We start from the raw sequence: 25,866 nt of genomic DNA on the forward strand, positions 1-25,866 counted from the left end.
GAGTGCTGGCCCGCCCGGTACCCCCGTCCGGACCTCCGCGAACGGGGTCACCCGCAGGGAGGACACGTGACCGTCCTGCTCGTCGACGCCGCCAACGTCGTCGGTGCCCGGCCCGACGGCTGGTGGCGCGACCGCGCCGGGGCGACCGCCCGGCTGCTGCGGCGGCTGGCCGGCGCGTCCCTCCCGGAGGACGTCGACGAGGTGGTGGTCGTCGTCGAGGGCGCCGCGCGGGAGGTCCCGGCCCCCGACGGCGTCCGCCTGGTGCGCGCGGCCGGCAGCGGGGACGACGCCCTGGCCGCGGAGGCCGCCGCGCTGGCCGGCGCCGGCCGGGCGGTGCTCGCCGTGACCGCGGACCGGGGCCTGCGCGCCCGGCTGCCCGGGGGCACCGACGTCCGCGGGCCGGGCTGGCTGCTCGGCGTGCTCGATCGCATGGCGGGCAACCGACCGGGGTAGCCGGGGGACGACCCCGAACCGAGGAGACGTCCCCGCATGCCGCAGACCGTCCTGATCACCGGTGCCTCGAGCGGCATCGGTCGCGCCACCGCCCGCCTGTTCGCCCGGCGGGGCGCGTCGCTGGTCCTGCTGGCCCGGGGCCGCCAGGCGCTGGAGGAGACCGCGGCCGAGGCCCGCGCGGAGGGCGCGGCCGACGTCGTCGTCTGCCCGGCCGACGTGCTCGACGAGGACGCGCTGCGCGACGTCGTCGAGGGCGCCGTGGTCCGCTCCGGCCGCCTCGACGTCGTCGTGCACGCCGCGCAGGTGATCGCCTACGGGCGGATCGAGGACGTGCCGAAGGCGGTGTACGAGCGGGTCGTCGACACGGCGCTGCACGGCACCGCCAACCTGGCCCGCGTCGTGCTCCCGCAGTTCCGCCGCCAGGGCGCGGGGCACCTCGTCGTCGTGAGCTCGCTGCTCGCCTCGGTGACCACCCCGCTCATGGGCAGCTACGTCACCGCCAAGTGGGGCCAGCTCGGGCTGGTCCGCGTCCTGCAGCAGGAGACGCGCGACGCCGCGGGCATCCACGTGTCGGCGGTGGCGCCGGGCGGGGTGAACACCCCGATCTACTCGCAGGCCGGCAGCTACATCGGCCTCAAGGGCCGCCCGCCGATCCCGGTCTACTCGCCGGAGCGGGTCGCCCGCTCGGTCGTCGCCCGGCTGGACCGGCCGCGCCGGCTGGTCCAGTCCGGCTTCGCCAACCCCGTCGTCATCCTCGGCTTCCGGCTGTTCCCGGCGGTCTACGACGCCCTCGTCGGCCCGCTGCTGCGCGTGTTCGCCCTCGCCGACGACCACCGGACGGAGCCGACGGAGGGCAACGTCTTCGAGTCCCGGCCGGCCGGCAACGCCGAGGAGGGCCGCTGGCACGGCATCCCGTGAACGGCGTGTTCCGTCTCGTCCCACCCCGTTGACCCGGCGGGCGGCGCCGGGCCACGCTGACCGGGCCGCCGACCCGGGGAGCCGCCGTGACCGTCCGCCGCACGACCCTCGGCGGCCACACCCACGAGTTCCCGACGCTCGTCGAGCTGCTGGCGAAGGCCACCCCGCTGCGCTCCGGGGACGTGCTCGCCGGGTGCGCGGCCGGGTCGGCCGCCGAGCGGGTGGCCGCCCAGACGGTGCTCGCCGACCTGCCGCTGGCCACCTTCCTCGACGAGCAGGTGGTCGGCTACGACGAGGACGACGTCACCCGGCTGGTCCTCGACACCCACGACGCCGCGGCGTTCGCGCCGGTCGCGTCGCTGACGGTGGGCGAGTTCCGCGACCGGCTGCTGGCCTGGGCGGCGGCCGGTGACGAGGCGTCGATCAGCGCGCTCGCGCCCGGCCTCACCCCGGAGATGGTCGCGGCGACGTCGAAGCTCATGCGCAACGCCGACCTGGTCGCCGTCGGCCGGCGGACGCGGGTGGTGACCGGGCTGCGCAGCACCATCGGCCTGCCCGGCACGCTCGCCTCCCGGCTGCAGCCCAACCACCCCACCGACGACCCGGTGGGCGTCACCGCCTCGATCGTCGACGGGCTGCTGCACGGCTCGGGCGACGCGGTCATCGGCATCAACCCGGCCACCGACTCCCCGGCCCGCACGGTGGCGCTGCTGGAGCTGGTCGACGCGGTGATCGACCGCTACGGCATCCCGACGCAGTCCTGCGTGCTCGCCCACGTGACGACGACGCTGCGCGCGCTGGAGCAGGGCGCGCCGGTGGACCTGGTCTTCCAGTCGGTCGCCGGCACCCAGGAGGCCAACCGCGGCTTCGGCGTCACCCTCGACCTGCTCGCCGAGGCGCGCGCCGGGGCGCTCGCGCTGGGCCGCGGCACCGTCGGGGACAACGTGACCTACTTCGAGACGGGGCAGGGGTCGGCGCTGTCGGCCGGCGCGCACCTCGGCGTCGGCGGGCGGCCGGTGGACCAGCAGACGCTGGAGGCCCGCGCGTACGGCGTCGCCCGGCACTTCCGCCCGCTGCTGGTGAACACCGTCGTCGGGTTCATCGGCCCGGAGTACCTCTACGACGGCAAGCAGGTGCTGCGCGCCGGGCTGGAGGACCACTTCTGCGGCAAGCTGCTCGGCCTGCCGATGGGCGTCGACGTCTGCTACACGAACCACGCCGAGGTCGACGGCGACGACACCGACTCCCTCGTGCTGCTGCTCGGCGCGGCCGGCTGCTCGTTCGTCATCGCCGTCCCGGGCTCGGACGACGTGATGCTGCACTACCAGTCGCTGTCGTTCTCCGACGTCCTCACCACCCGCCAGGTGCTCGGCCTGCGCCCGGCGCCGGAGTTCGAGGCGTGGCTGGCGCGGATGGACCTGCTCGACGACGCCGGCCGGGTGCGCGAGCTCGCCCCCGACGCCCCGGCCGCGCGGGCGCTCCTCGCGGCGGCGTCGTCGTGAGCGCGCCGGACCTCGTCGGGAAGGACCCGTGGGCGGTGCTGCGGTCCGCGACCCGGGCGCGGGTGGCGCTCGGGCGGGCCGGGGACGCGCTGCCCACGCACCGCGAGCTGGAGTTCCGCGCCGCGCACGCCGCCGCCCGGGACGCCGTCCACTCGCCGCTCGACGTCGACGCGGTCCGCGCGGCGCTCGGCGGGGAGGTCCTGACCGTCGCCTCGGCCGCGCCCGACCGCGCCACCTACCTGCAGCGCCCCGACCTCGGCCGGCACCTGGCGGAGGGGACGGCGCTGCCGCGGACCGTCGCCGACCTCGCGCTCGTGCTGGCCGACGGGCTGAGCCCCCGCGCGGTGCAGGCGCACGGGCCGGGGCTGGCCGCCGCGCTGCTCGAGCGGCTGCCCGGCTGGTCGGTCGCGCCGCTCGTCGTGGCCACCCAGGCGCGGGTGGCGCTGGGCGACGTGGTGGGGGAGGCCCTCGGCGTGCGCGCGGTCGTGGTGCTGGTCGGCGAGCGGCCGGGGCTGTCGTCGGCGGACTCCCTCGGCATCTACCTCACCTGGGACCCGCGACCGGGGAGGGTGGACTCCGAGCGCAACTGCGTCTCCAACGTCCGCCCGCCGCACGGGCTGTCCTACGCGCAGGCCGCCGACACCGTGGCCGCCCTGCTCACCTCCGCCCGCGAGCTCGGCGCCTCCGGCGTCGCGCTCAAGGACGAGGGCCCGGTCCTGCCGGCCGGCTAGCGGCTCTCGGCCCCGGTGGGGGTGGCCTCGGGGATGTCGGGGGCGAGCTCGTCGTCGTGCGGCGGGCGCTTCCACTCGACCAGCAGCAGGGAGGCGTCGTCGCTGGTGCGGCCGTCGCGCGCGGCCATGAGCGCGTGCGAGAGCCGGCGCACCGTCTCGGGCGCGGCGAGCCCCTCGCGGGTCGTCTGCTCGATGAGCCGGCGCAGCCGGGCCTCGCCGAACTGCTCCCCGCCCTCCAGCCGCTCCTCGACGACGCCGTCGGTGAAGAACAGCAGCCGGTCGCCGGGCTCGAGCCGGACGGTGTGCACCTCGGGGTCCTCGCTGCCGAAGCCGATCGGCCGGCTGGCCCGCCCTGCCAGCTCGCCGACCACCCTGCCGTCGCGCACCCACAGCGCGGGCGGGTGCCCCGCGTTGACCCAGCTCAGCTCGCCGGTCCCGGTGTCGAGCCGGCCGAGCTGGCCGGTGGCGAACCGGCCGGGGAACGCCCGCCCGACGACCCGGTCCATCTCGGCGTACACCTCGGGCAGCGGGACGTCGCGGCGGCGGCCGTGGCGGTAGGCGGCGAGCACGACGGTGGCCATCGTCGCCGCCGTGAGCCCGTGGCCCATGGCGTCGAAGACCGCCAGGTGCAGGAGGTGCTCGTCCAGCGCGTAGTCGAAGCTGTCGCCGCCGACCTCGTAGGCCGGCTCGAGGATGCCCGACAGGTCGACGTCCGGGGTGGTCATCGACAGCGGCGGGAGGCTCTGCCACTGCAGCTGGGCGGCCAGCGTCATGGGCCGGCGGGTGCGCACCCGCGCGAAGGTGTCGGTGTACTCGTTCTTCGTCACGAGCAGGTCGGCGACCAGCCCGGCGACTCGCTGGGCCAGCTGGAGGTCGGCCGGGGTGGGGCCCTGCAGCACGAGGGACAGGACGCCGACCCGGTCGGAGCCGTCGAGCATCGGCAGGTGCAGACGGACCCGGCCGCCGGGCAGCGGCTCGTCGACGGGCTCGTCGGTGGCGAAGGCGGTCCCGGGTGGGCTGTCGGCGATCGGGACCGGCTTGCCGGACAGGCCCGGCCCGGTCAGCGGGTGCAGGTCGACCTGGTCGACGTCCTGCAGGCGGATCGCCACCTCCTCGACGCCGGCCCGGTGCAGCTCCTGGGCGACCAGCGGCCCCACCAGGCGGGGCGGGATGAGGTGCGCGCGGTCCAGGAGCGAGCCGAGCAGCCGCTCGCCGACGCTCTCGACCGTCGGGTGCCGGCCCTCGGCGTCGCGGAAGCCGCGGTACGTGCCGTCCTCGCGGTCCTCTGCCACCTCCGTGCCATGCGCGCCGTCCCCGGCACTCAAACCCGGCGCCGGGGGTCAGCCGAAGAACGCGTCCATCGCGGCCTGGTCGGTGTGCGCGTCCCAGAACTCGGCGATCCGCCCGTCCTCGAAGCGGTTCAGGTGGGCGGCGAGGACGTCGAGGTGCCGGTCGCCGCGGTGGGCGGTCATGCGGACGATCGCCACGCCGTCGGTGTCGTCGGCGAAGGCGGATCGCACCTCGACCCGGAAGCTGCCCCCGGTGACCTCGAAGACCAGGCCGAAGAGGCCGACGACCTCCTGCGGACCGGTGTAGTCGCCGGCGAGCGGGTGCGTCCCGGGCTCGTGCCACCGGACGTCGTCGGTCCACAGCTCGGGGAGGCGGCCGAGGTCGCCCTTGCCGAAGGCCTCGTAGCCCTCCAGCAGCACGGTGAGGTGGGGGTGCGGGGAGCCGGTCACGTCGCCTCCTCGTCGTCGGCCGGCCAGGTGAAGAACGCGTCCATCGCGGCCTGGTCGGTGTGCGCCTCCCAGAACTCGGCGACCAGCCCGTCCTGGAACCGGACGAGGTCGGCGGCGAGCACGTCGAGGTGCCGGTCGCCGCGGGAGGCGGTGATCCGCACGATCGCCGCGCCGTCGGTGTCGTCGGCGAAGGCCGCCTGCAGCTCGACGCGGAAGGTGCCCTCGCTCAGCACGAACACCCGGTTGAAGAGCTCGAAGACCTCGTCGATGCCGGTGTGGTCGCCGCTGAGCCGGTTCTGGCCGGGCTCGTGCCAGCGGATGTCCGGGCGCCACAGCTCCTGCAGCCGGTCGAGATCCCCCTTGCCGAACGCCTCGAACGCCTCGTGCAGGCGCGCGACGTTCGGGTGCGCGACGTCGGTCACGCCTGCTGCCCGTCGAAGAAGGCGTCGACGGCGTCCGGCTCGGTGAGGGCGTTCCAGAACTCGGCCAGCTTCCCGTCCCCGTCGAAGCGGACGACGTGTACGCCCAGCGTGTCCATGTGCCGGTCGCCGCGGTGGGCGGTGACCCGCACCAGTGCGGTGCCGTGCTCGTCGTCGGCACAGACGAGCAGCGGCTCGACCCGCAGGCTGTTCTCGGTCAGCTCCATGAGCCGCGCGAACATGCCGAAGACGGCCTGCGGTCCCTCGTAGTCGCCGGCCAGCTGGTCGTTGCCCTGCTCGTGCCAGTGGACGTCCGCGCGCCACAGCTCCGTCAGGGTGCCCAGGTCCCCCTTGGCGAACGCCGCGTAGCCCTCCCGCATGCGTGCGAGGTTGGGGTGCTCGGTGGTCACGACTGCCTCCTCCAGGAGTGACGGGCTCAGCGCAGGAAGTCCTCCATGACCTGCGGCTCGGTGGGCGCGTTCCAGAACTCGGCCACCCGGCCGTCCCCGTCGAAGCGGAAGACCTGGGCGACCAGCGTGTCCAGGTGCCGGTCGCCGCGGTGGGCCAGGAACCGGACCAGGGCGACGCCGTGCTCGTCGTCGGCGCACACCTGGACCGGCTCGACCCGGAAGCTGTTCTCCGTCAGCTCCATGGACCGGGCGAACATGGCGAACACGGCCTGCGGCCCCTCGTAGTCACCCGACAGGGGGCCGTCGCCGGGCTCGTGCCAGCGGATGTCCTCGCGCATCAGCTCGGTCAGGGCGGCGAGGTCCCCCTTGGCGAACGCGTCGTAGCCCTCACGGATGCGGGTGGCATTGGTGTGGTCGGACACGGTGCTCTCCCTCCCGAGGACGGGTCCCCCGTGGACGGCGGGAGCAGTGTCGACCCGGCGCGGGAGAGGGAGGAGGGGGTGCTGCGCGGCCCGGTGTGGCGGTCGCCGTCCGTCCGTGCGGGGGTGACCTGGGTCAGCGGTGACGGCGGCGCGGCGTGCCCGCCGGGAACGACCCCGCCGGCGCGGTTCCCGGCGCTGCCACGGGGTAGCACGGGAGGACTGTCAGACCCCGGCGGTAGGCATGACCTCGTTCCCCCCGGCGTTGTACGGAGCACGGGGGAACCGCCCACGGAGGCTCGTCATGGCCACCACGACCCTCACCGTCGTCCCTCTCCCCGCGAGCACGCACCCAGGCCCGTCCGACGCCGCCGGGGACCTGCTCGCCGTCGCCTGGGCGCCCGGCGCGGCGCCGCCCCGCGAGATCGCCGTCCGGCCGGAGCTCTACGAGCGCCTGGGCGCGCAGCTCGGCTGGCACGGCACCGGTCCGCGCTCGCTCGGCGAGCCGGCCGGCGTGCCGGTCGTCGTCGACCCGCGGCTGCCCGCCAGCCCCGGCTTCGAGGTGCGCCGGGTCCGGCCCGCCGTCCGCCGCTGGTCCGGCGCCGCGGCCGCCTGAGGAAGGACCCCCTCCTCCCCGCCCCTCGCGGGCTCGGGGTGGGCCCCCGGAGGGGGCCGGCGACGCCGGGACGTGCGCTGCCGGGTCCCGTCCTCAGGCGGTGAGCGCCACCCGGTCGCCCAGGTCGAGCACGGTGTCACCGGCCTGCTCGACGCCGTCGTCGTGGGTCACGCAGACGACGACCCGGCCGGCCAGCGCGGCGCGCAGGTCCCGCACCAGCGCGGCCGCCGTCGGCGGGTCCAGGTGGGCGGTCGGCTCGTCGAGCAGGACGACGTCGCGGTCGGCCAGCAGGGCCCGGGCCGCGGCCAGCCGCCGCCGCTCCCCGCCGGACAGCGCGGTGCCGCCGGCGCCGACCGGCGTGTCCAGCCCGTCGGGCAGCCCGGCCAGCAGCGGGCCGAGGCCCGCGGCGGTGAGCGCGGCGGTCATCCGCTCCTCCCCGCCCGCGCCGGCCAGCTCGCCGCGCGGTGCGGCCAGGGCCAGGTTGGCGCGGATCGTCGAGGCGAACACGTGCGCGTCCTGCGGCAGCCAGGCGGTGCGGGCCCGCACGGCCGCGCCGGTCAGCCGGGCGGTGTCGATGCCGCCGAGCGCGTAGCGCCCCGCCCGCGGGCGCAGCGCCGCGAGCAGCACGGCGAGGAAGGTGGACTTGCCGGCACCGGACGGGCCGCGGACCACCAGCCAGCCGTCGCCGTCGGCGGCGGCCCGCGCGGTCAGGCCGCGCAGCACGTCCGGACCGCCGGGCCAGCCGGCGACGAGGTCGGTGACGGCGAGGTCGCGCACCGGCGCGGGGGCGGGCAGCGGGTCGGCGGGGTCGGCGGGCACCGGGGCGGTGAGGACGGCGTCGAGGCGGGCGCGGGCGTCGGCGAGCGCGCCGCGCCGCTGCAGCGCGGACACCAGCCCGGCCAGCGGCTCGGCCAGCGCCAGCGGGGCCAGGCCGAGGACCGCGACCACCGGGCCGCCGAGACCCGACGCCGCCCCGGCCGCGGTGGCGGCGACGGCGGCCAGCCCGGTGCCGAGCACGACCAGCCCGGTGCCCAGCGCGCCGGCCCGGGCGCCGGCCGCGGCGACGGCGGACCGGCTGCCCGCCACCGCGGCGAGGTCGGCGGCGGTGGCGGCGGCGAGGCCGTGCGCGCGCAGGTCGGCCGCGCCGTCGAGGGCGGTGGTGACGTCGCGCAGCGCGGCCACCCGCAGCGCGCCCTCGGTGCGGGCGGCGCCGGCGTCGACCCGCCGGTGCACCAGCAGCACGCCCGCGGCGGTGAGCGCGAGGACGAGCGCCGCGGCGCCCGCGGCGGCCGGCGAGAGCAGCGCCAGCGCGGCCAGCGTGAGCACCGGGACGGCGCCGGCGACCGCCGCGGGCGGCACCACCCGCACCGACAGGTCCTGCACCAGGCCGACGTCGCCGACCACGCGGGCCAGCGCGCCGCCCGGCGTCCGGTCGGCGGCCACGCCCTGCGCGGCCAGTGCCCGCCAGACGCGCACCCGCAGGTCGGCGGCCATCCGCAGGGCGGCGTCGTGCGCGGTGAGCCGCTCCACCCAGCGCAGCGCCGCGCGGCCGAGGCCGAAGGCGCGCACGCCGACGATGGCGACCATCAGCGTGAGGATCGGCGGCATCTCCGCCGCCCGGACGATCAGCCAGCCGCTCACCGCGGTGAGCGCGACGCCCGCGCCGGCCGAGGCAGTGCCGGCCGCGACCGCCCGCAGCAGCGCCCGCCGCGGCCAGCCGAGCCCCGTCGTCGGGGTGGTGGTGGCGGGAGCGGCCGGCTCCGGTCCCGCGAGATCGGCGGTCTCGGGGCCATCAGCCGCCGATCGCCACGAGACCGCCGATGTCGCGCCGGGGGGCGCCGGGACCGCAGGGCCCGGCAGCGGCACCGTGCGGTCGGCGAGCGCCGCCAGCGCCGGGTCGTGGGTGACCAGCAGGACCGTGACCGTGCCGCGCAGGCCGGCCAGGACGGCGGTGACGCGGGCCGCCGAGGCCTCGTCGAGGTGCGCGGTGGGCTCGTCGAGCAGCAGCAGCCGGGCGCCGCGGCGCACGCGCACCAGCGCCCGCGCGACCGCCACCCGCTGCAGCTCGCCGGGGGAGAGGGTGGTGCAGTCCCGCCCGGCCAGCGCCTCGGCGCCGACCCGCTGCAGCGCCTCGACGACGAACGCCTCGGCCACCACCGCGTCCACGCCCGGCGAGGCGGCGGCGTGCCGGCGCAGCTCGTCGGCCACCGTGCGCGCCGTCGTCCGGGGGTGCTGCGGCACCAGCGCGACCGCGCCGGCGGGGACGCCGGTGACGGTGCCGGCGACGTCCGCGGCCGGGTCGAGCGCGCCGGTGAGCGCGGCCAGCAGGGTGGACTTGCCCGAGCCGCTGGGGCCGCGGAGCACGACGAGCTCGCCCGGGCGCAGCGCGAGGTCGACCGGCGGGAGGGCGGGCAGCGCGCGGCCGGGGTGGCGCACGGTCAGCCCGGAGACGGCGACGTCGGCGCCGCGCGGGTCGTCGTCGGCCGCCGCCGGGGGGACGGGGGCGACCGGGGCGGCGGGCACGGCGCGCGCCTCGGCGGCGGCCAGGGTGGCGGCCTCGCCGGCGTGGTGGGCGGTGCCCAGCGCGCGCAGCGGGGCGAAGGCCTCGGGGGCGAGCAGCAGCGCGGTGAGCCCGACGGCGAGCGCGAGGTCGCCGTGCACCAGCCGCAGGCCCACGGTGACCGCGACCAGCGCCACCGACAGCGTGGCGATCAGCTCCAGCACCAGTGCGGAGAGGAACGCGAGGCGCAGGGTGGCCAGCGTGCGGCGGCGGGTGGCCTCGCCCAGCCCGGCGAGCGCGGTCACCTGGTCGGCGGCGCGGCCGAGGCCGACCAGCACCGGCAGGCCGCGGACCAGCTCGGCGACGTGCGCGGCCAGCCGGTCCAGGGCGCGGGCGGCGCCGGTGGTGCCGTCGCGGGTGGCCAGTCCGACCAGCGCCATGAACAGCGGCACCAGCGGCAGGGTGGCCGCGACCAGGCCGGCCGAGAGCAGGTCGGTGGCGGCGAGCACGACCAGCAGCACCGGCGGGACGACGGCGGTCTGCGCGAGCGCCGGCAGGTAGGTGGCCAGGGCGGGCGCGAGGTCGGCCAGCCGGGTGGTGGCCAGCACCGCGGCCGGCGCCGGGCCGCCCGCGGCGGCGACCGCGGCGGGGGAGGCGGCCAGCCGGTCGAGCAGCGCGCGGCGCAGCGCGTCCTCGGCGCGGCGGGCGTCGCGGGCGGCGGCCCGCTCGCCGAGGGTGCCGGCCAGCGCCCGCAGCACGGCGCCGGCGGCGGCGACCGCGAGCGGGCCGGTCAGGGCGCCGTCGGCGTACCCGGCGGCCCGGGCGACGGCGTGCGCGAGGCCGGCGGCGAGCAGCACGAGCCCCGCCGTCGAGCCGAGGGCCGCGGCCGCCGCCCGGGCCAGCGCGCCGGGCAGCCCCGGCACGCCGGCCAGCGGGGCCAGCGGCCCGCGCGGCTCGCCTCCCGCGCGTGGACGGCGGGTCACGCGACCACCGGCTCGGACTGCGGCTCGGCGGTCAGGCGGCGGCGGAACACCCAGTAGGTCCAGGCCTGGTAGGCGAGCACCACCGGCAGGCCGACCGCGGCCACCCAGGTCATCACGGTGAGCGTGTAGTCGCTGACCGAGGCCTCGGCGATGGTGACGTCGAAGGCCGGGTCGACCGTCGAGGACACGACCACCGGGTAGGCCGAGCCGAACAGGGTGGCCGCCGAGGCGAGCAGCACGGTCGCCCAGCCCGCGAACGCCTGCCCCTCGCGGTCCAGCCGCACCCGGGTCCAGGTCACGACGACGGCGAGCGCGGCCACCAGCCACAGCGCGCCGGTGAGCGCCGTGCCCGAGCGCAGCTGCACCAGCCCGGCCCACGCCAGCAGCGGCAGCGCGGCCACCGGCGACCAGCGCAGCGCGAACGCCCGCGCCCGCCGCCGCAGCGGGCCGTCGGTCTTGAGCGCGAGGAACAGCGCGCCGTGCACCAGCGAGTAGCCGACCACCGCGGCCGCGCCGAGCAGCGCGGACCAACCGAGCCCGGCGAACGCACCGCCGACCCGGTTGCCGTCGGCGTCGATCGGCAGGCCGAGGGTGGTGGCGGCCAGCGCCGCGCCCACGCCCGCCGCGGCCACCAGCGAGCCGCCGGTGATGACGCGGGTCCAGGCGGCGTCCCAGCGCGGGTCGTGCGAGCTGTGCCGCCACTCGAAGGCCACCGCCCGCACGATCAGGCCGAGCAGCACCAGGACGAAGGGCAGGTACAGCGCCGGCAGCCAGGTGGCGTACCAGCCGGGGAAGGCGGCGAACACCGCGCCGGCGGCTGTGATCAGCCAGACCTCGTTGCCGTCCCACACCGGGCCGATCGTGCGGAGCATGAGGTGCCGGTCGGCGGTGCGCCGGCCGAGCACCGGCAGCAGCGCGGCGACGCCGAAGTCGAACCCCTCGAGCAGCAGGAAGCCGGTCCACAGCACCGCGACGGCGGCGAACCACAGGGTCTGCAGGTCCATGTCAGGCACTCCGGTCAGTACGCGAAGGAGAGGACGTCGTCGTCGGCCCGGTCGTCGCCCGGACGCGGGTCGTCGTCGTCCCTGCGGGACGACCCGACCGCCGGCGGGGTCGGCGTCGTGTCCCCGGTGGTGACGCCGCGGCGGGCCAGCCGCACGAGGAGGAACAGTTCGACGACGGCGAGCGCGCCGTAGAGCAGGCCGAGGCTGATCAGCGACGTCCAGACCTCGGCGGCGGTGATGCCGGGGGAGACGGCCTGGGCGGTGAAGAACCACACCTGCTCGTCCACGGGCACGTCCGGGTTCGGGTAGACGACGAAGGGCTGCCGGCCCATCTCGGTGAACACCCAGCCGGCCGCGTTGGCCACGAAGGGCGCGCAGACGGCGAGCAGCGCGCCGTAGACGCCGATCCGCGACGTCGGCACGCGGCCGCGGCGGGTGACCCACAGCGCGTAGGCGGCGACGCCGGCCGAGACCGCGCCCATGCCGATCATGAGCCGGAAGCTCCAGTAGGTGACCGCGAGCACCGGGGTGTAGTCGATCTCCTGGCCGGCGCGGTCGCCGAAGGACGGGTCGTCGGGGTAGGTCTCGCCGTAGACGGCGGCGTACTCCTCCTGCAGCTCGTTGACGCCGGGGACGGCGGTCTCGAAGTCGCTGTGCGCGAGGAAGGAGAGCAGGCCGGGGACGGTCCAGCTGTGGACGTCGTCGCACTCGTTGGAGCCGAGCTTGCCCCAGGCGAAGACCGAGAACGGCGCCGGCGCCTCGGTCTCGCACAGCGCCTCGGCCGAGCTCATCTTCAGCGGCTGCTGCGCGTACATGAGCTTGCCCTGCCAGTCGCCGGTGACGGCGACCAGGACGAAGGCGGCCAGCGACACGTACCCGCCGAGGCGCACCGAGCGGCGCCAGACCGTGTCGTCGACGTCCGTGGTCGGGGCGCCGGCCAGCTTCCGCTTGCGCAGCCGGTACAGGCCGATGCCGACGAGCAGGGCGCCGGCGACCATCAGCGCGGCGACGATCGCGTGGCTGAACGCGGCCAGGGCGGTGTTGTTGGTCAGGACGGCGAGGAAGTCGACCTGCTGCGGGCGGCCGTCCTCGCCGACGGTGACGCCGACCGGGTGCTGCATCCACGAGTTGGCCGCGATGATGAAGTACGCGCTGACGATCGAGCCGATCACCGCGGCCCACAGTGCCGCCAGGTGCAGCTTCTTCGGGATGCGGCCCCAGCCGAAGATCCACAGGCCGAGGAAGGTCGACTCGAGGAAGAAGGCGAGCAGCGCCTCCATCGCCAGCAGCGAGCCGAACACGTCCCCGACGAAGCGCGAGTACTCGCTCCACGCCAGGCCGAACTGGAACTCCTGGACCAGGCCGGTGGCCACGCCGAGCACGAAGTTGACCAGGTAGACGCGGCCCCAGAAGCGCGTCATCCGCAGCCACTCCGGCTTGCCGGTGCGCACCCAGAGGGTGTGCATGACCGCCACCAGGATCCCCAGTCCGATGGTCAGCGGGACCATCAGGAAGTGGTAGACGGTCGTGATGCCGAACTGCCACCGGGCGATGTCGAGCACGTCCACGCGCGCTGCTCCTCGTCTGTGCCGCTCTCGAGCCGACACACTATTTCTACGCCCTGTAGAACTCGTTTTCTACGCCGCGTAGACGATCGGCGTGTGAGGTCGCGGACAGGCAGGGACGTTCGTCCCGCCGGGCAGGGACCAGGGGCACGACCGGCCCGCGGGGCGCGTTCTACGCTGGGTAGAGAAACCGAGCCGGGAGGAGTCGTCGTGGCGTCGCTGGGGGACCTGGAGCGCACCGTCATGGACGTGCTGTGGGCGGCCGACGGTCCGGTGGCCGCGGCCGGGCTGCGCGACGCGCTGGCCGACCGCGAGCTCGCGCTCACCACCGTGCACACCGTGCTGTCCCGGCTGGAGGCCAAGGGCTTCGTCGAGCACGACGACGCCCGGCCGCGCCGCTTCCGCCCGCGGGCCAGCCGCGCCGACCACGCCGCCGAGCTCATGCACGAGGTCCTCGGCCAGGCCGGCGACCGGCAGGCGGTGCTCGCCCGGTTCGTCGGCGGCGTCGACCCCGAGGAGGCCCGCCTCCTGCGGCAGCTGCTCAGCGAGACGGCGCCGGACGCCCGCTGACGTGCTGCCCGCGACCGCCGCGGCGCTCGCGGTCCTCGCCGCCCTGCTCGCCTGGCCGGTGCCGGCGCTGCTCGGCCGCGCCCGGTGGCCCCGGCGCGACCCGCTGGTGGCGCTGGTCTCCTGGCAGGCGATCGGGCTGGCCGGCGGCCTGTCGATCATCGGCGCGCTGCTCGTGCACGGGCTGGCGCCGTGGGGCCACTCGCTGCCCGAGGCCGGCTGGGCGGTGCTGACCGGGCACCCGGCCCGCGACCCGGTCCGCGGCGACCACTGGGTCACCCTCACCCTCGCCGGCGTCCTCGCCGCCGAGCTGCTCGGCGTCCTCGCGCTGTCGTGGGTGCGCACCGCGCGCACGCGGCGGCGGCACCGGGCGCTGCTGGAGCTGGTCGTGCAGCCGTCCCCGGCCGCCCCCGACGCCCGGCTGCTCGAGCACCCCGCGCCGGTCGCGTTCTGCATCCCCGGCGCCCGCCCGCTGCTGGTGCTGTCCTCGGGCATGGTCGCCGAGCTCGACGACGGGCAGCTGGCCGCCGTCGTCGCGCACGAGCGGGCGCACCTGGCCGAGCACCACCACCTCTACCTGCTGCCGTTCGTCGCGTGGGAGGCGGCGCTGCCGGTGCTGCCCGCGGCCGCCCGGGCGCACGCCGCCGTGCGCGAGCTGGTGGAGATGCGCGCCGACGACCGCGCGGTGGGCTCGCTGGCCGGGCCCGACCCGCGGCGCACGCTGGCGCAGGCGATCGTCGTCACGGCCGGGGGCGCGGGCGGGGGCGTGCCGAGCGGGGCGCTGTCGGTGACCGGCAGCGCGGTCGCCGCCCGGGTGCTGCGGCTGGTCAGCCCGCCGGCCCCGCTGCCGGCCGCCGCCCGGGCCGCCGTCCTGCTCGGCGCGGGCCTGCTCCTCCTGGTCCCGACCGTCCTGCTCCTGCTCCCGGCCCTGTAGGCCCCCTCCCGCGCGCGAGGCGGGTCAGCGGGTGGGCAGGGCCGCCGGGAAGTCGACGCCGGTGAGCCGCGCGGACGCCGTCCAGAGGCGGGCCGCGAGGTCGGCGTCGCTGGCCGCGGCCGTCCGGCCGACCAGCGTCGGGTACCCGCGCAGCTCGCCCAGCCCGTCCGGCCCGGCGTAGCTGCCGCCGGGGAGGTCAGCGGTCGCGGCGAACAGCGTCGGCAGCGCGCCCTGCTCCGCGGACTGGGCGACCACCCGGTTGCCCAGGAGCGCGAACGCGTCCTTCAGCCGGTTCCCGGTGCGGCCCTGCAGGTTGGTGGCCGACCAGCCCGGGTGCGCCGCCATGGCCCGCACCGGCGAGCCCGCGGCGGTCAGCCGGCGCTGCAGCTCCAGCGTGAACAGCAGGTTGGCCAGCTTCGAGGCGCCGTACGCGCGCTCGGCGGAGTAGCGCCGCCGCTCCCAGTCGAGGTCGTCGAGGTCGATCGCGCCCATCCGGTGCGCCCCCGACGACAGGGTCACCACCCGGTCGGTGACGTGCGGCAGCAGCAGGTTGGTCAGCGCGAAGTGGCCGAGGTGGTTGGTGCCGAACTGCAGCTCGAAGCCGTCGGCGGTGCGGCCCTCGGGCACCATCATGATCCCGGCGTTGTTCACCAGGACGTCGAGCGGGCCGTCCCACGCCCCGGCGAAGGCGCGCACCGAGGCCAGGTCGGCCAGGTCCAGCCGGCGCACCTCGACGTCCCCGGGCAGCCCGGCGGCCGCCGCCTCCCCGCGGGTGGTGTCGCGGACGGCGAGCACCACCCGCGCGCCCCGCTCCGCGAGCGCCCGCGCGGTGGCCAGGCCCAGCCCGCTCGTGGCGCCGGTGACGACGGCGGTGCGCCCGGTCTGGTCGGGGACGTCGGCGGTGGTCCAGCGGCGGCTCGTCATGCCGGGTCCAACGCGGGTGCGGGCGCCGGCGTGCCGGAGGGCACCGCCGTGGTGTCGTTGCCCGGCAGCGGCCGGAACCGGCGCAGCCGCAGGCTGTTGGTGACGACGAAGACCGAGCTGAACGCCATCGCGGCCCCGGCGATCATCGGGTTGAGCAGCCCCGCCATCGCCAGCGGCAGCGCGGCGACGTTGTAGGCGAACGCCCAGAACAGGTTCCCCTTGATCACCGCGAGCGTGCGACGGGCCAGCCGGACGGCGTCGGCGGCGGCGCGCAGGTCGCCGCGGACGAGGGTGAGGTCGCTGGCCTGGATGGCGACGTCGGTGCCGGTGCCCATCGCCAGCCCCAGGTCGGCCTGCGCCAGCGCAGCCGCGTCGTTGACGCCGTCGCCGACCATCGCCACCGTCGCGCCCCCGGCCTGCAGCCGCCGGACGGCGTCGACCTTGTCCTGCGGCAGCACCTCGGCGACGACGTCGTCGATGCCGACCTCGGCGGCGACCGCGCGGGCCGCGGCGGCCGAGTCGCCGGTGAGCAGCACCGGCCGCAGCCCGAGCGCGCGGAACTGGCGGACGGCGGCCGCCGACGTCGGCTTGACGGTGTCGGCGACGACGAGCACGCCGCGCGCGGCGCCGTCCCAGCCCACGGCGACCGCGGTGCGCCCGGCGGCGTCCGTGTCGGCTGCCGCCGCGGCCAGCTCCGGGGGCAGCGGGCCCACCAGCGCGGGCCGGCCGACGACGACCGGCACGCCCTCGACGGTGCCGCGGACGCCCAACCCGGCCTCGCTGCGGAAGCCGGTGACGGCGGGCAGCGCACCGGTGCGCTCGCGGGCGGCGGACGCCACGGCCGCGGCGATCGGGTGCTCGGAGGCGTCCTCCAGCGCGCCGGCCCGGCGCAGCACCTCGGCCGCGTCCTCGCCGTCGGCGGCGACGACGTCGGCCAGGCTCATCCGGCCGGTGGTGACGGTGCCGGTCTTGTCGAGCACGACGGTGTCGACCCGGCGCGTGGACTCCAGCACCTCCGGGCCGCGCACGAGGATGCCGAGCTGCGCGCCGCGGCCGGTGCCGACCATGAGCGCGGTCGGCGTGGCCAGCCCGAGCGCGCAGGGGCAGGCGATGATCAGCACGGCGACGGCGGCGGGGAACGCCCCGGCCACGCCGGCGCCGGTGCCGATCCAGAAGCCCAGGGTGGCCAGCGCGAGCGCGAGCACGACCGGCACGAACACCCCGGACACCCGGTCGGCCAGCCGCTGCACCTGCGCCTTGCCGTTCTGCGCCTCCTCGACCAGCCGGGCCATCTGCGCGAGCTGGGTGTCCGCGCCGACCCGGGTCGCCCGCACGACCAGCCGGCCGCCGGCGTTGACCGTGGCCCCGACGACGGCGTCGCCCGGGCCGACCTCCACCGGCACCGACTCGCCGGTGAGCATCGAGGCGTCGACGGCGGAGGAGCCCTCGACGACCTCGCCGTCGGTGGCCACCCGCTCGCCGGGCCGGACGACGAACAGGTCACCGGCCCGCAGCTGCTCCACCGGCACGCGGACCTCGGCGCCGCCGCGCAGCACGGACACCTCCTTGGCGCCCATCTCCAGCAGCGCCCGCAGCGCCGACCCGGCCCGCCGCTTGGCGCGCGCCTCGGCGTAGCGGCCGGCCAGCAGGAAGGTGGTCACGCCCGCGGCGGCCTCGAGGTAGACGTCGCCGCTGCCGTCGCCGCGGGTGACGGCCAGCGAGAACGGGTGGGTCATCCCGGGCTCGCCGGCGGTGCCGAGGAACAGCGCGTACAGCGACCAGCCGAACGCGGCGAGGGTGCCCAGCGAGACGAGGGTGTCCATGGTCGCCGCGCCGTGGCGGAGGTTGGTCCAGGCGGCGCGGTGGAACGGCCGGCCGCCCCAGACGACGACCGGCGCGGCCAGCGTCAGCGAGGCCCACTGCCAGTACTCGAACTGCAGCGCCGGGACCATCCCGAGCAGGACGACCGGCAGGCTGAGCACCGCCGAGACGAGCAGCCGCCGCCGCAGCCCGGCGTCCGGATCGGCCTCGGGGGCGTCCTCCTCGGGCGGCGCGGGGAGGGCGGCGGTGTAGCCGGCCTTCTCCACGGTCGCGACCAGGTCCCCGGGCGCGACGCCGTCGCCGAAGGTGACCCGGGCCTTCTCCGTCGCGTAGTTGACGGTGGCGGTCACGCCGTCGAGCCGGTTGAGCTTCTTCTCGATGCGGGCCGCGCACGACGCGCAGGTCATGCCGCCGATCGACAGCTCGATCTGCGTGGGGGTGCTCACGGGGCGCTCCGGGCGGTGAGGGTGAAGGCGGCGGTGCGGACCACGTCGCCGTGGCGGAAGTCGAGGAACAGCCGGTGCGCGCCGGCCGCGGGCACCTCGACGGCGAAGCGGACCTGCCCGCCGGAGTCCCCGGTGGGGTGGACGTGCAGGTAGCCGAGGTCACCGGCGCGCAGCGCGACCAGGTGGCCGCGGGCGCCGAGGTACGGCTGCAGGTCGGTCACCGGCACGCCGTCGCGGCTCACGGTGAGCACGACCTCGGACTCCCGGCCGGCCACCAGGTCGCCGTCGAGGCTGACGGTGTAGCCGTCCACCTCCGCGGTCGCCGCGGGGTCGGGCAGCGGCGCGGGCTCCCAGGCGCCCCCCACGGCGAGGTCGGCGCCGAGCACGAGGTCCTCGCCGAGGTCGGTGGGCGTGGCGTCGGCCAGCACCCGCCAGGCGCCGGGCTCGAGCGCGACCGTCGTCGTCCAGGTGCCGTCGGGGGACATCTCCGGGTGCACGTGCTGGTAGCCGGTGAGGTCCCGGCGGACGACGACCAGGTGCAGGTCCTGCTCGTGCACGGTCTCGTAGGCGGTCACCGGGGCGCCGTCGGGACCGAGCAGCCGGAACGACAGCGGGACGGCGGCGCCGGCGGGCAGGGCGTCGTCGGCGAGGTCGAGGGTGTGGCCCTCGGCGGAGACGGCGAGCCCGGCGGGCAGGTCGTGCTGCCCGGCGGGAGCCGCCGCCTCGTGCCCGCCGTCGCCCGCGTGCTCCTCGACGGCGGCCGGGGGCGCGCCCACCGGTCCGGCGAGGGCGCCCACGCCCCAGCCGGCGCCGAGGACGGCGGCCGCGGTGCCGAGGACGGCGGCGACCCGGGTGGCGGTGCGCACGACGGCTCCCTCCCGACCGGCCGCGTCAGCGGCCGGCGACCTCGTAGCCGGCCTCCGCGACGGCGGCGCGCACGGCGGCGTCGTCGACGGGGGCGTCGCTGGTGACGGTCAGGCCGCCGCTGGCCAGGTCCACCTCGACGTCGGTGACGCCGGGGATCTCGCTGACCTCCTCGGTGACCGAGGCGACGCAGTGCTGGCAGGTCATGCCGGTGACGGTGTAGCTGGCGGTGCTCATGGCGGGGTCCTCCGGGGTGGGGGCGGGGATCAGGAGCGGACGAGCCGGGCGATCGCGGCGGAGGCCTCGCGGACCTTCGCGTCGGCCTCCGGGCCGCCGGTGGCGACGGCCTCGGCGACGCAGTGCGACAGGTGCTCCTCGAGCAGGCTCAGCGCCACCGACTGCAGCGCGGAGGTCATCGCCGAGACCTGGGTGAGGATGTCGATGCAGTACTTCTCGTCCTCGACCATGCGCTGCAGCCCGCGGGCCTGCCCCTCGATGCGGCGCAGCCGCTTGAGGTGGTCGTCCTTGCGGTGGATGTAGCCGTGGACGTGGCCGGGGGCGTTCTCCGAGTCGGTCACGCGGCCGACTGTACCCCTACCCCCAGGGGGTATCAACTGCCGTCCTGCTCCGGTTCCTCCGGGCGGCCGGCGCGCAGGCGGGCGACGGTCTCGCGCAGGCGGACGGTGGCGGCGCGGGCGTCGGCGAGCTCGTCCTGCAGGCCGAGGATGACCTCGGCGGAGGCGAGCGTGTGGCCGTCGTCGAGCAGGCCGCGCAGCCGCGCGGCGAGGACGAGCTGGTGGCGCGAGTAGCGCCGGTGGCCGCCGGGGGAGCGGTGCGGCTGCAGGACCCCGGAGCCGTCGAGGCTGCGCAGGAAGGCGGCCTGGACGCCGAGCAGCGCGGCGGCCTGGCTCATCGTCAGCGCCGGGAAGTCGGGGTCGTCGAGCCGGCGCACGGCGTCGGCCGCGGGGTCGGCCTGCTGCGGGTCGCCCTGCTGGCGGTCGACGGGGCCGGCCACGGGACCTCCTCCTCCCTGCGGTGCGGGGCCCGGCGGGCCCCGGATGCGGCGCGGGGGCCGGGCCGCACCGGCCCGGCCCCCGCGGACGGGACGCCGATCAGCCCTCGACGGCCCGGGTCTCGCCCTGGGCGGGCCCCTGCTCGCCCTCGATGGTCCGGCTCTCGACCGCGGCCGGCACGTCGGCGCGGGTCACGGTGATCTTGCGGGACCGGGCCTTCTCCGCGACCGGGATGCTCACGGTGAGCACGCCGTCGTGGTAGCTGGCCTCCAGCCGGTCGGTGTCGAGGCTGCGGCCGAGGACCAGCTGCCGGGTGTAGGCGCCGTAGGGGCGCTCGGCGACGGCCCACTCCGCGCCCTCCAGCTGCGGGATCGAGCGCTCCGCGCTGACGGTGAGGGTCGTGCCCTCGAGCGACAGGTCGATCGAGCCCGGGTCGACGCCGGGCAGGTCGAAGTGGGCGACGAACTTGTCCCCGACGCGGTAGGCGTCCATCGGCATGCCCGACAGGGCACGGGCGGTGCCGGTGCGGCCGGTGAGCTGGTCCAGGGCGCGGAAGGCGGCGGACGCGGTCGGGAAGGGGTCGTACGCGGTCAGCACCATGGCTGGTGAACCTCCTGGGAGATCCGGTGTGGAGTTCGCTGCCCGAGGATGAACCTCCAGTGGCAACTGGAGATTACCTCGTCCGGGCACCCGTGTAAACGTCTCTCGTCGGCTGGTGTTCCCGGCCGCGCATGGACGGCGGGCAACGGGGGCAGACCCCGGGCATGGACGAGCACCGAGAACCCGGTGGACCCGCGGCCGAGGACCCCGGCGCCGCGCCCCACGAGGGCGAGCCCGAGGTCGACGCCCGGCTCGACGGCGACGTCAGCTGCATCACCGTGACCGGCGAGCTCACCGAGGCCGCGCGCCGGCCGCTGGTCCGCGTAGTCACCGACCAGCTGCTGTCGGTGCCCACGCTCTCGCGGGTGGAGCTGGAGCTGAGCGGCGTCTCCTACATGAACTCCGCCGGGATGGCCGTCCTCGTGCAGCTGCAGCGGATGACCCAGCCCCGGGCGGTCACCGTGGCGCTGGTCGAGCCGCCGGCCGCCGTCGCCCGGCCGCTGCAGCTGACCGGCCTGTGGCGCCGCTTCGAGGTGGTCGGCGAGGGCGCCGGGCCGGCCGACGCCGGCGGCGCACCGCCGTCGGGGGGGCCGTCGCGGCGCCCGGACGGGCCGGACGGCCGCAGCGCCTGACCGGCAGCGCGCGACCGCGGTGTCGGGCGGTCCCGGGCCGGGGGCTGCTCCTAGCCTGGCCGGGTGCCGCCCCACACCCACAGCCACGGGCCCGACCCCGACGCGCCCCCGCCGAGCCCGGAGACGCTGACCCGGCGACGGCGCGCGGTCACGCTGATGCTCCTGCTGCTGGTGCCGGTCGGGCTGGCCACCGTGGTCGGCCTGGTCGTGCTCTGGCCCGGCGGCGAGCCGACCCGCGCCGAGCAGGTCGCGGCCACCTTCCTGCCGGCCGGGACCACCTACGCCGACGCGCGGGTGGTCTCCCTGCAGACGCTGCCCTGTGGGGAGACCGGCACCGGGCAGGCCACGTGCGCCACCGCCGTCGTCGAGGTGCTCGAGGGCGAGGGCACAGGCGACTACCAGCAGGTCGACCTGTCGGCGGAGGTGGTCGCCAACGGGGTGGGCGAGGGCGACACCCTCGTGCTCACCCGCGACCCCGGCGCCGAGGGCGGCCCGAACTACCAGTTCGCCGACTTCGAGCGGACCACGCCGATCGTCGTCCTCGCGGTGGCGTTCGCCCTCGTCGTCGGGGCGGTCGCGCGGCTGCGCGGGCTCGCCGCGCTGGTCGGCCTGGCCTTCGCGTTCTTCGTGCTGCTGCAGTTCGTGCTGCCCGCGCTGCTCGAGGGGTCCTCGCCGACGCTGGTCAGCCTGGTCGGCTCGTCGGCGATCATGTTCGTCGTCCTGTACCTCGCGCACGGCTTCTCCGCCCGGACGACGACGGCGCTCGTGGGCACGCTGTTCGGCCTGGCGCTGGTGACCGTGTTGGGCTCGGTGGCCGTCGGCGTCGCGCGGCTGACCGGGCTCACCAGCGAGGAGACCATCCAGCTGCTCACGTTCGACCCGACGCTGGACTTCTCCGGCCTGGTGATCGCCGGGGTCGTCGTCGCCGGCCTCGGCGTGCTCAACGACGTCACGATCACCCAGGCCTCGGCGATCTGGCAGCTCAACGAGGTGGACCCGGCCATGGGGTGGCGGCAGCTGTACCGCCGCGGCATGGCCGTCGGCCGCGACCACATCGCCTCGACCGTCTACACGATCGTCTTCGCCTACGCGGGGGCCGCGCTGCCGCTGCTGCTGCTGTTCGAGGTCTACACGCAGCCCGCCGGCGTCACGCTCACCAGCGCCGCGGTGGCCGAGGAGGTCATCCGCACGCTGGTCGGCGCGATCGCGCTGGTGCTGGCGGTCCCGGTGACGACGGCGGTCGGCGCGTTCTTCGCCACCGCGGCCGGGACGGCGGCCGGCGCGGCCCCCGAGCGACGTCTGTCGGGGCTGCGTGCGAGGTTTGCCCGATGAGTGATCTGCTGGCGGCCGCCGAGGCCGCGCCCGGGTTCATGCCCGCCGACGAGGGCCGCGCCCTCTACGAGGCCGCCCGCACGGTGGCGGTGCCCGGGCCACTGCTGGAGATCGGCTCGTGGATGGGCAAGTCGGCGCTCTACCTCGCCGCCGCCGCGCGGGAGACCGGCCGGCAGGTGGTCACCGTCGACCACCACCGCGGCTCCGAGGAGCACCAGCCCGGCTGGGAGTACCACGACCCGTCGCTGGTCGACCCCGCCGTCGGGCGCATCGACACCCTGCCGCGGTTCCGCCGCACGATCGCCGACGCCGGCGCCGAGGACGTCGTCGTCGCCGTCGTCGCGCGGTCGGAGGTGCTCGCGCCGCTGTGGACGGCCCCGCCGGCGCTGCTGTTCCTCGACGGCAGCCACACCGAGGAGTCGGCGCGCCGCGACCAGGACGCCTGGGTGGGCAAGCTCGCCGTCGGCGGCACGCTGGCCATCCACGACGTCTTCCCCGACCCCGCCGACGGCGGCCAGGCCCCGTTCGGCGTCTACCGGCGGGTGCTGGCCTCCGGGGACTTCGAGGAGCTGCCGGGCACCGGCTCGCTGCGGCTGCTGCGCCGTGTCCGCTGACGCGCTGGGGGCCGAGCGGGCGGCCGCCCAGGCGCAGATCGAGGCGCTGACCCGCCAGTTCGACGAGATCGTCGCCGCGTCGCAGGCGTCCAACGCCGACGACGAGCACGACCCGGAGGGCGCGACGATCGCCTTCGAGCGGCAGCAGGTGGCGGCGCTGCTGGAGCAGGCGCGCCGCCGGCTGGCCGACGTCGACGCCGCCGTCACCGCCGTCGAGGCCGGCACCTACGGCCGCTGCGAGACCTGCGGCGGCGCGATCGCGCCCGAGCGGCTGGCCGCCCGGCCGACGGCGCGCACCTGCATCAGCTGCGCGCGCTGACCCCCGGGCGCACCGACAGGCGGGGCAGCAGCGCCTGGGTGAGCGGGCCGATGGCCAGGGCGTAGGCGACGGTCGCGACCCCGAGGGTGCCGCCGAGCAGCCACCCCGTCGCGACGACGGCGACCTCGATCGTGGTCCGCACCAGCCGCACCGACCCGCCGGTGCGCCGCACCAGCCCGGTCATCAGCCCGTCCCGCGGGCCGGGCCCGAGGTGCACCCCGACGTAGGCGGCCGTGGCCACGGCGTTGAGGACGATGCCCGACACCGCGAACGCCGCCTGCACCGCCAGGTGCGACGGCGCGGGCAGGACGGCGAGCGTGCCGTCGACGGCGACCCCGATGACGACCACGTTGCTCACCGTGCCGATCCCCAGCCGCTCCCGCAGCGGGATCCAGGCGAGCAGCACCAGCGCGCCCACCACCACGGTGACCAGCCCGAGCGACCAGCCCAGCCGCTGCGCGAGCCCCTGGTGCAGCACGTCCCACGGCGTGACCCCGAGCGAGGACCGCACCAGCAGGGCCATCGACGCCCCGTAGAGCGCGAGGCCGGCGTAGAGCTGGACGAGGCGGCGCGGGAGGCGGGCGGACACGGGAACCGGACGGTGCTGCAACACGACCGCCACTCTGCTGCGCGGCCGGCCCGCCTCCTACGGGCCAATCGGCCGGATTGGCCTGCTCCGGCGTCGCATGGAGGTCACACGGGGCGGACCGCCCGTTGTCGACCTGCGGTCGTCTCGCACCGCCCGAGACGACCGCAGGTCGACAACCGGCGCAGGCGCGGCCTCAGCTCACGTAGCGGCGGGCGGTGGAGCGGCGCTGGGCGGCGTCGAGCGCGGCGAACCGGGCCTCGGCGTGCGGGGGCAGCACCCGCCGCTCGCGCACCAGCCACGGGATCCCGCGGACGGCGGCCCACAGCCCCTGCGCGGTCACCCGGTCCCGCGGCAGCGTGGCCAGCAGGTGCACGGTGCGGCGCAGCGCGGGGCGCAGCGGGCGCCGCAGCCACGTCGTCCAGAGGGTGTTGCGGATGCCGTCGCGCCGGCGGCGGTGCCCGTCGCGGGCCTTCGACGCCTGGTGGTGCACGGTCAGCGCGGGCAGGTAGCACAGCTCCCAGCCGGCGGTGGCGAGGTCGCCGGCCATGAGCTCCTCCTCCCCGCCCAGCCACAGCCGCTCGCAGAAGCCGCCGACCTCGAGGAACGCCTCCCGGCGGAGGACGCTCGCGCCGGCGAGGAAGGAGCCGAGCGCCGGGCCGGGCAGCCAGCCGGCGCCGCGGACGGGGGAGTCGCGCAGCTCCGGCACGATCGGGTCCTCCCGGCCGCCGGGCTCGACCAGGATCCGCGCGGTCACCACGGCCAGCCGCGGGTGCGCGTCGAGGACGTCGGCCGCCCGCCGCAGCGAGCCCGGCTCCCACCACGTGTCGTCGTCGCAGAAGGCCACGTAGGGCGTGCCCACCCGGCCGACGCCGACGTTGCGGCCGGTCGCGCCCAGGTTCTCCGGGCTGGCGACGAGCTCGACGGCCGGGAACCGCTCGCGCACGGCCGCGGCGGTGCCGTCGGTGGAGCCGTTGTCGACGACCACCACGTGCGGCCGCTCGGGCAGCGCCAGCAGCCGGGACAGCGCCCCGAGCACCTCGTCGCGGCGCTGGTGGGTGATCACGACGACGGCGACCCGCGCATCGGTCCCGACCTCCTGCGGGGGTGCGGCGGTCGCCGTCACGCGGCGCTCCCCAGCAGGCGGAGGTCGGCCAGGACGTGCGCGGGCAGCCGGCGGCGGCGGCGCAGCGCGGCGGGCAGGTCCGGCAGCGCCCGCACCAGACCCCGCCGTTCCGGTGCCCCGGTCCGCAGCGCCGTGCCGACGGTGCGGACGACGTCGCGCAGCGGCAGCCGCATCACCGCGGTGAGCGCCTTCGAGCGCCAGATCGCCGCGCGCCGCCCGTCCGGGTCGGACCGGCGGACCGAGGGGTGGTGGTGCACGGTCAGCGAGTCCACGTAGGCGATGTCCCAGCCGGCGGCGGCGAGGTCCAGCGACAGCCGCTCCTCCTCGCCGGGGAAGCGCACCACCGGGTCGAAGCCGCCGACGGACAGGAACGCCTCGGTGCGCACCATCGCCGCGCACGCGATGAAGCCGAGCAGCCGCGGCCCGGGCAGGTGCGCCGGGGTGCCGAGGGGGCTCGCGGCCAGCTCCGGGCACAGCGGGTCCAGCCGCTCCTCCGGGCCGACGAGGACCCGGGCGTTGAGCACCGCCAGCCGCGGGTGCGCGCGCATGACCTCCGCGGCGCGGGCCAGGTCGCCGGGCGCCCACCACGAGTCGTCGTCGGCGAAGGCCACGAACTCGCTGCCCGCGTGCCCGGCGCCGATCGTGCGGGCGTGCGCCCCCGCGTTCTCCGCCAGCGGCAGCACGGTCACCTGCGGCAGCGCGGCGCGGACGGCGTCGACGGTGCCGTCGGTGGAGCCGTTGTCCACGAGCACGACCGGCGCCTCGTGGCGGGGCAGGGTGGCCAGCAGGTCCGCGCGCCGGTCGCGGCTCATCACGACGACGCTGACGC

General features: G+C 77.1%; 29 protein-coding genes. 11 read left to right on the top strand and 18 right to left on the bottom strand.

Annotated features, from left to right (window positions below; all coding sequences use genetic code 11):
* The first annotated feature begins 66 nt into the window (after positions 1-66).
* The 4 genes from ACI79B_RS08950 to eutC all read left to right on the top strand — a co-directional run bounded on the left by ACI79B_RS08950 (position 67) and on the right by eutC (position 3,604).
* Positions 67-453 carry a hypothetical protein gene (locus ACI79B_RS08950; protein WP_456926930.1) on the top strand — a complete coding sequence of 129 codons (387 nt, stop codon included), beginning with the start codon at positions 67-69 and terminating at the stop codon, positions 451-453.
* A gap of 36 nt (positions 454-489) precedes the next feature.
* Positions 490-1,371, top strand: coding sequence for an SDR family NAD(P)-dependent oxidoreductase (locus ACI79B_RS08955; protein ID WP_456926931.1), 882 nt, complete (start codon positions 490-492; stop codon positions 1,369-1,371).
* 86 nt (positions 1,372-1,457) lie between these two features.
* Positions 1,458-2,873 (top strand): ethanolamine ammonia-lyase subunit EutB, encoded by a 1,416-nt coding sequence (locus tag ACI79B_RS08960; protein ID WP_456926932.1) that lies wholly within the window; start codon positions 1,458-1,460, stop codon positions 2,871-2,873.
* Positions 2,870-3,604, top strand: coding sequence for an ethanolamine ammonia-lyase subunit EutC (gene eutC / locus ACI79B_RS08965; RefSeq protein ID WP_456926933.1), 735 nt, complete (start codon positions 2,870-2,872; stop codon positions 3,602-3,604). Before ACI79B_RS08960 ends, eutC begins: the two co-directional genes overlap by 4 nt.
* Here the strand turns inward: eutC and ACI79B_RS08970 are convergent.
* From ACI79B_RS08970 to ACI79B_RS08990, 5 genes are read right to left on the bottom strand one after another with little or no spacing between them, the layout of a single operon-like run.
* Positions 3,601-4,896 carry a PP2C family protein-serine/threonine phosphatase gene (locus ACI79B_RS08970; RefSeq protein ID WP_456926934.1) on the bottom strand — a complete coding sequence of 432 codons (1,296 nt, stop codon included), beginning with the start codon at positions 4,894-4,896 and terminating at the stop codon, positions 3,601-3,603. The genes eutC and ACI79B_RS08970 overlap by 4 nt on opposite strands.
* Before the next feature lie 48 nt (positions 4,897-4,944).
* Entirely contained in the window at positions 4,945-5,343 is a 399-nt protein-coding gene (locus ACI79B_RS08975; RefSeq protein WP_456926935.1) for a nuclear transport factor 2 family protein, read from the bottom strand.
* Positions 5,340-5,765 (bottom strand): nuclear transport factor 2 family protein, encoded by a 426-nt coding sequence (locus tag ACI79B_RS08980; protein WP_456926936.1) that lies wholly within the window; start codon positions 5,763-5,765, stop codon positions 5,340-5,342. The genes ACI79B_RS08975 and ACI79B_RS08980 overlap by 4 nt, the downstream gene beginning before the upstream one ends.
* Positions 5,762-6,172, bottom strand: a complete 411-nt coding sequence (locus ACI79B_RS08985) for a nuclear transport factor 2 family protein (protein ID WP_456926937.1) — start codon at positions 6,170-6,172, stop codon at positions 5,762-5,764. The genes ACI79B_RS08980 and ACI79B_RS08985 overlap by 4 nt, the downstream gene beginning before the upstream one ends.
* 26 nt (positions 6,173-6,198) lie before the next feature.
* Positions 6,199-6,594, bottom strand: coding sequence for a nuclear transport factor 2 family protein (locus ACI79B_RS08990; protein ID WP_456926938.1), 396 nt, complete (start codon positions 6,592-6,594; stop codon positions 6,199-6,201).
* A 301-nt stretch (positions 6,595-6,895) separates the two neighbouring features.
* Between ACI79B_RS08990 and ACI79B_RS08995 the strand changes: the two genes are divergently transcribed.
* Complete coding sequence (locus ACI79B_RS08995; RefSeq protein ID WP_456926939.1) at positions 6,896-7,207, top strand: hypothetical protein; 312 nt, start codon at positions 6,896-6,898, stop codon at positions 7,205-7,207.
* A gap of 93 nt (positions 7,208-7,300) precedes the next feature.
* Here the strand turns inward: ACI79B_RS08995 and cydC are convergent, their stop codons facing one another.
* From cydC to ACI79B_RS09010, 3 genes are read right to left on the bottom strand one after another with little or no spacing between them, the layout of a single operon-like run.
* Complete coding sequence (cydC, locus tag ACI79B_RS09000; protein ID WP_456926940.1) at positions 7,301-10,690, bottom strand: thiol reductant ABC exporter subunit CydC; 3,390 nt, start codon at positions 10,688-10,690, stop codon at positions 7,301-7,303.
* Entirely contained in the window at positions 10,687-11,694 is a 1,008-nt protein-coding gene (gene cydB, locus ACI79B_RS09005; protein ID WP_456926941.1) for a cytochrome d ubiquinol oxidase subunit II, read from the bottom strand. Before cydB ends, cydC begins: the two co-directional genes overlap by 4 nt.
* A 14-nt stretch (positions 11,695-11,708) precedes the next feature.
* Positions 11,709-13,262, bottom strand: a complete 1,554-nt coding sequence (locus tag ACI79B_RS09010; RefSeq protein WP_456926942.1) for a cytochrome ubiquinol oxidase subunit I — start codon at positions 13,260-13,262, stop codon at positions 11,709-11,711.
* A 207-nt stretch (positions 13,263-13,469) separates the two neighbouring features.
* On the opposite strand from ACI79B_RS09010, the gene ACI79B_RS09015 reads away from it, so the two are divergent.
* Positions 13,470-13,829: a BlaI/MecI/CopY family transcriptional regulator gene (locus ACI79B_RS09015; RefSeq protein WP_456926943.1), complete on the top strand. Its 360-nt coding sequence runs from the start codon at positions 13,470-13,472 to the stop codon at positions 13,827-13,829.
* Between the two features lies 1 nt (position 13,830).
* Complete coding sequence (locus ACI79B_RS09020) at positions 13,831-14,760, top strand: M56 family metallopeptidase (protein ID WP_456926944.1); 930 nt, start codon at positions 13,831-13,833, stop codon at positions 14,758-14,760.
* Positions 14,761-14,784: 24 nt separating this feature from the next.
* Here ACI79B_RS09020 and ACI79B_RS09025 read toward each other — a convergent pair whose 3' ends face one another.
* From ACI79B_RS09025 to ACI79B_RS09055, 7 genes are all read right to left on the bottom strand, one after another.
* Complete coding sequence (locus tag ACI79B_RS09025; RefSeq protein WP_456926945.1) at positions 14,785-15,684, bottom strand: oxidoreductase; 900 nt, start codon at positions 15,682-15,684, stop codon at positions 14,785-14,787.
* Entirely contained in the window at positions 15,681-17,912 is a 2,232-nt protein-coding gene (locus ACI79B_RS09030) for a heavy metal translocating P-type ATPase (RefSeq protein WP_456927103.1), read from the bottom strand. The genes ACI79B_RS09025 and ACI79B_RS09030 overlap by 4 nt, the downstream gene beginning before the upstream one ends.
* Positions 17,913-17,947: 35 nt before the next feature.
* Complete coding sequence (locus tag ACI79B_RS09035) at positions 17,948-18,817, bottom strand: hypothetical protein (RefSeq protein ID WP_456926946.1); 870 nt, start codon at positions 18,815-18,817, stop codon at positions 17,948-17,950.
* A 25-nt stretch (positions 18,818-18,842) separates the two neighbouring features.
* Positions 18,843-19,052, bottom strand: coding sequence for a heavy-metal-associated domain-containing protein (locus ACI79B_RS09040; protein ID WP_456926947.1), 210 nt, complete (start codon positions 19,050-19,052; stop codon positions 18,843-18,845).
* 29 nt (positions 19,053-19,081) lie between these two features.
* Positions 19,082-19,393, bottom strand: coding sequence for a metal-sensitive transcriptional regulator (locus ACI79B_RS09045; RefSeq protein WP_456926948.1), 312 nt, complete (start codon positions 19,391-19,393; stop codon positions 19,082-19,084).
* Between the two features lie 32 nt (positions 19,394-19,425).
* On the bottom strand, positions 19,426-19,830 hold the full coding sequence (locus tag ACI79B_RS09050) for a helix-turn-helix domain-containing protein (RefSeq protein ID WP_456926949.1): 405 nt from the start codon (positions 19,828-19,830) through the stop codon (positions 19,426-19,428).
* Between the two features lie 97 nt (positions 19,831-19,927).
* Positions 19,928-20,428 (bottom strand): Hsp20/alpha crystallin family protein, encoded by a 501-nt coding sequence (locus ACI79B_RS09055; protein WP_456928706.1) that lies wholly within the window; start codon positions 20,426-20,428, stop codon positions 19,928-19,930.
* 164 nt (positions 20,429-20,592) lie between these two features.
* On the opposite strand from ACI79B_RS09055, the gene ACI79B_RS09060 reads away from it, so the two are divergent.
* The 4 genes from ACI79B_RS09060 (at position 20,593) to ACI79B_RS09075 (ending at position 23,325) form a co-directional block, all read left to right on the top strand.
* Positions 20,593-21,060, top strand: coding sequence for an STAS domain-containing protein (locus ACI79B_RS09060; RefSeq protein ID WP_456928705.1), 468 nt, complete (start codon positions 20,593-20,595; stop codon positions 21,058-21,060).
* 63 nt (positions 21,061-21,123) lie between these two features.
* Positions 21,124-22,392, top strand: a complete 1,269-nt coding sequence (locus ACI79B_RS09065) for a YibE/F family protein (RefSeq protein ID WP_456928704.1) — start codon at positions 21,124-21,126, stop codon at positions 22,390-22,392.
* Positions 22,389-23,006 (top strand): class I SAM-dependent methyltransferase, encoded by a 618-nt coding sequence (locus tag ACI79B_RS09070; protein WP_456928703.1) that lies wholly within the window; start codon positions 22,389-22,391, stop codon positions 23,004-23,006. Before ACI79B_RS09065 ends, ACI79B_RS09070 begins: the two co-directional genes overlap by 4 nt.
* Positions 22,996-23,325 (top strand): TraR/DksA family transcriptional regulator, encoded by a 330-nt coding sequence (locus ACI79B_RS09075; protein ID WP_456928702.1) that lies wholly within the window; start codon positions 22,996-22,998, stop codon positions 23,323-23,325. The genes ACI79B_RS09070 and ACI79B_RS09075 overlap by 11 nt, the downstream gene beginning before the upstream one ends.
* Here the strand turns inward: ACI79B_RS09075 and yczE are convergent.
* From yczE to ACI79B_RS09090, 3 genes are all read right to left on the bottom strand, one after another.
* Complete coding sequence (yczE, locus tag ACI79B_RS09080) at positions 23,309-23,914, bottom strand: membrane protein YczE (RefSeq protein ID WP_456928701.1); 606 nt, start codon at positions 23,912-23,914, stop codon at positions 23,309-23,311. The genes ACI79B_RS09075 and yczE overlap by 17 nt on opposite strands.
* 193 nt (positions 23,915-24,107) lie before the next feature.
* Positions 24,108-25,037 (bottom strand): glycosyltransferase family 2 protein, encoded by a 930-nt coding sequence (locus ACI79B_RS09085; protein WP_456928700.1) that lies wholly within the window; start codon positions 25,035-25,037, stop codon positions 24,108-24,110.
* Positions 25,034-25,849 carry a glycosyltransferase gene (locus ACI79B_RS09090; RefSeq protein WP_456928699.1) on the bottom strand — a complete coding sequence of 272 codons (816 nt, stop codon included), beginning with the start codon at positions 25,847-25,849 and terminating at the stop codon, positions 25,034-25,036. Before ACI79B_RS09090 ends, ACI79B_RS09085 begins: the two co-directional genes overlap by 4 nt.
* Between the last annotated feature and the right edge of the window lie 17 nt (positions 25,850-25,866).

Source organism: Geodermatophilus sp. SYSU D00879 (assembly GCF_054050375.1).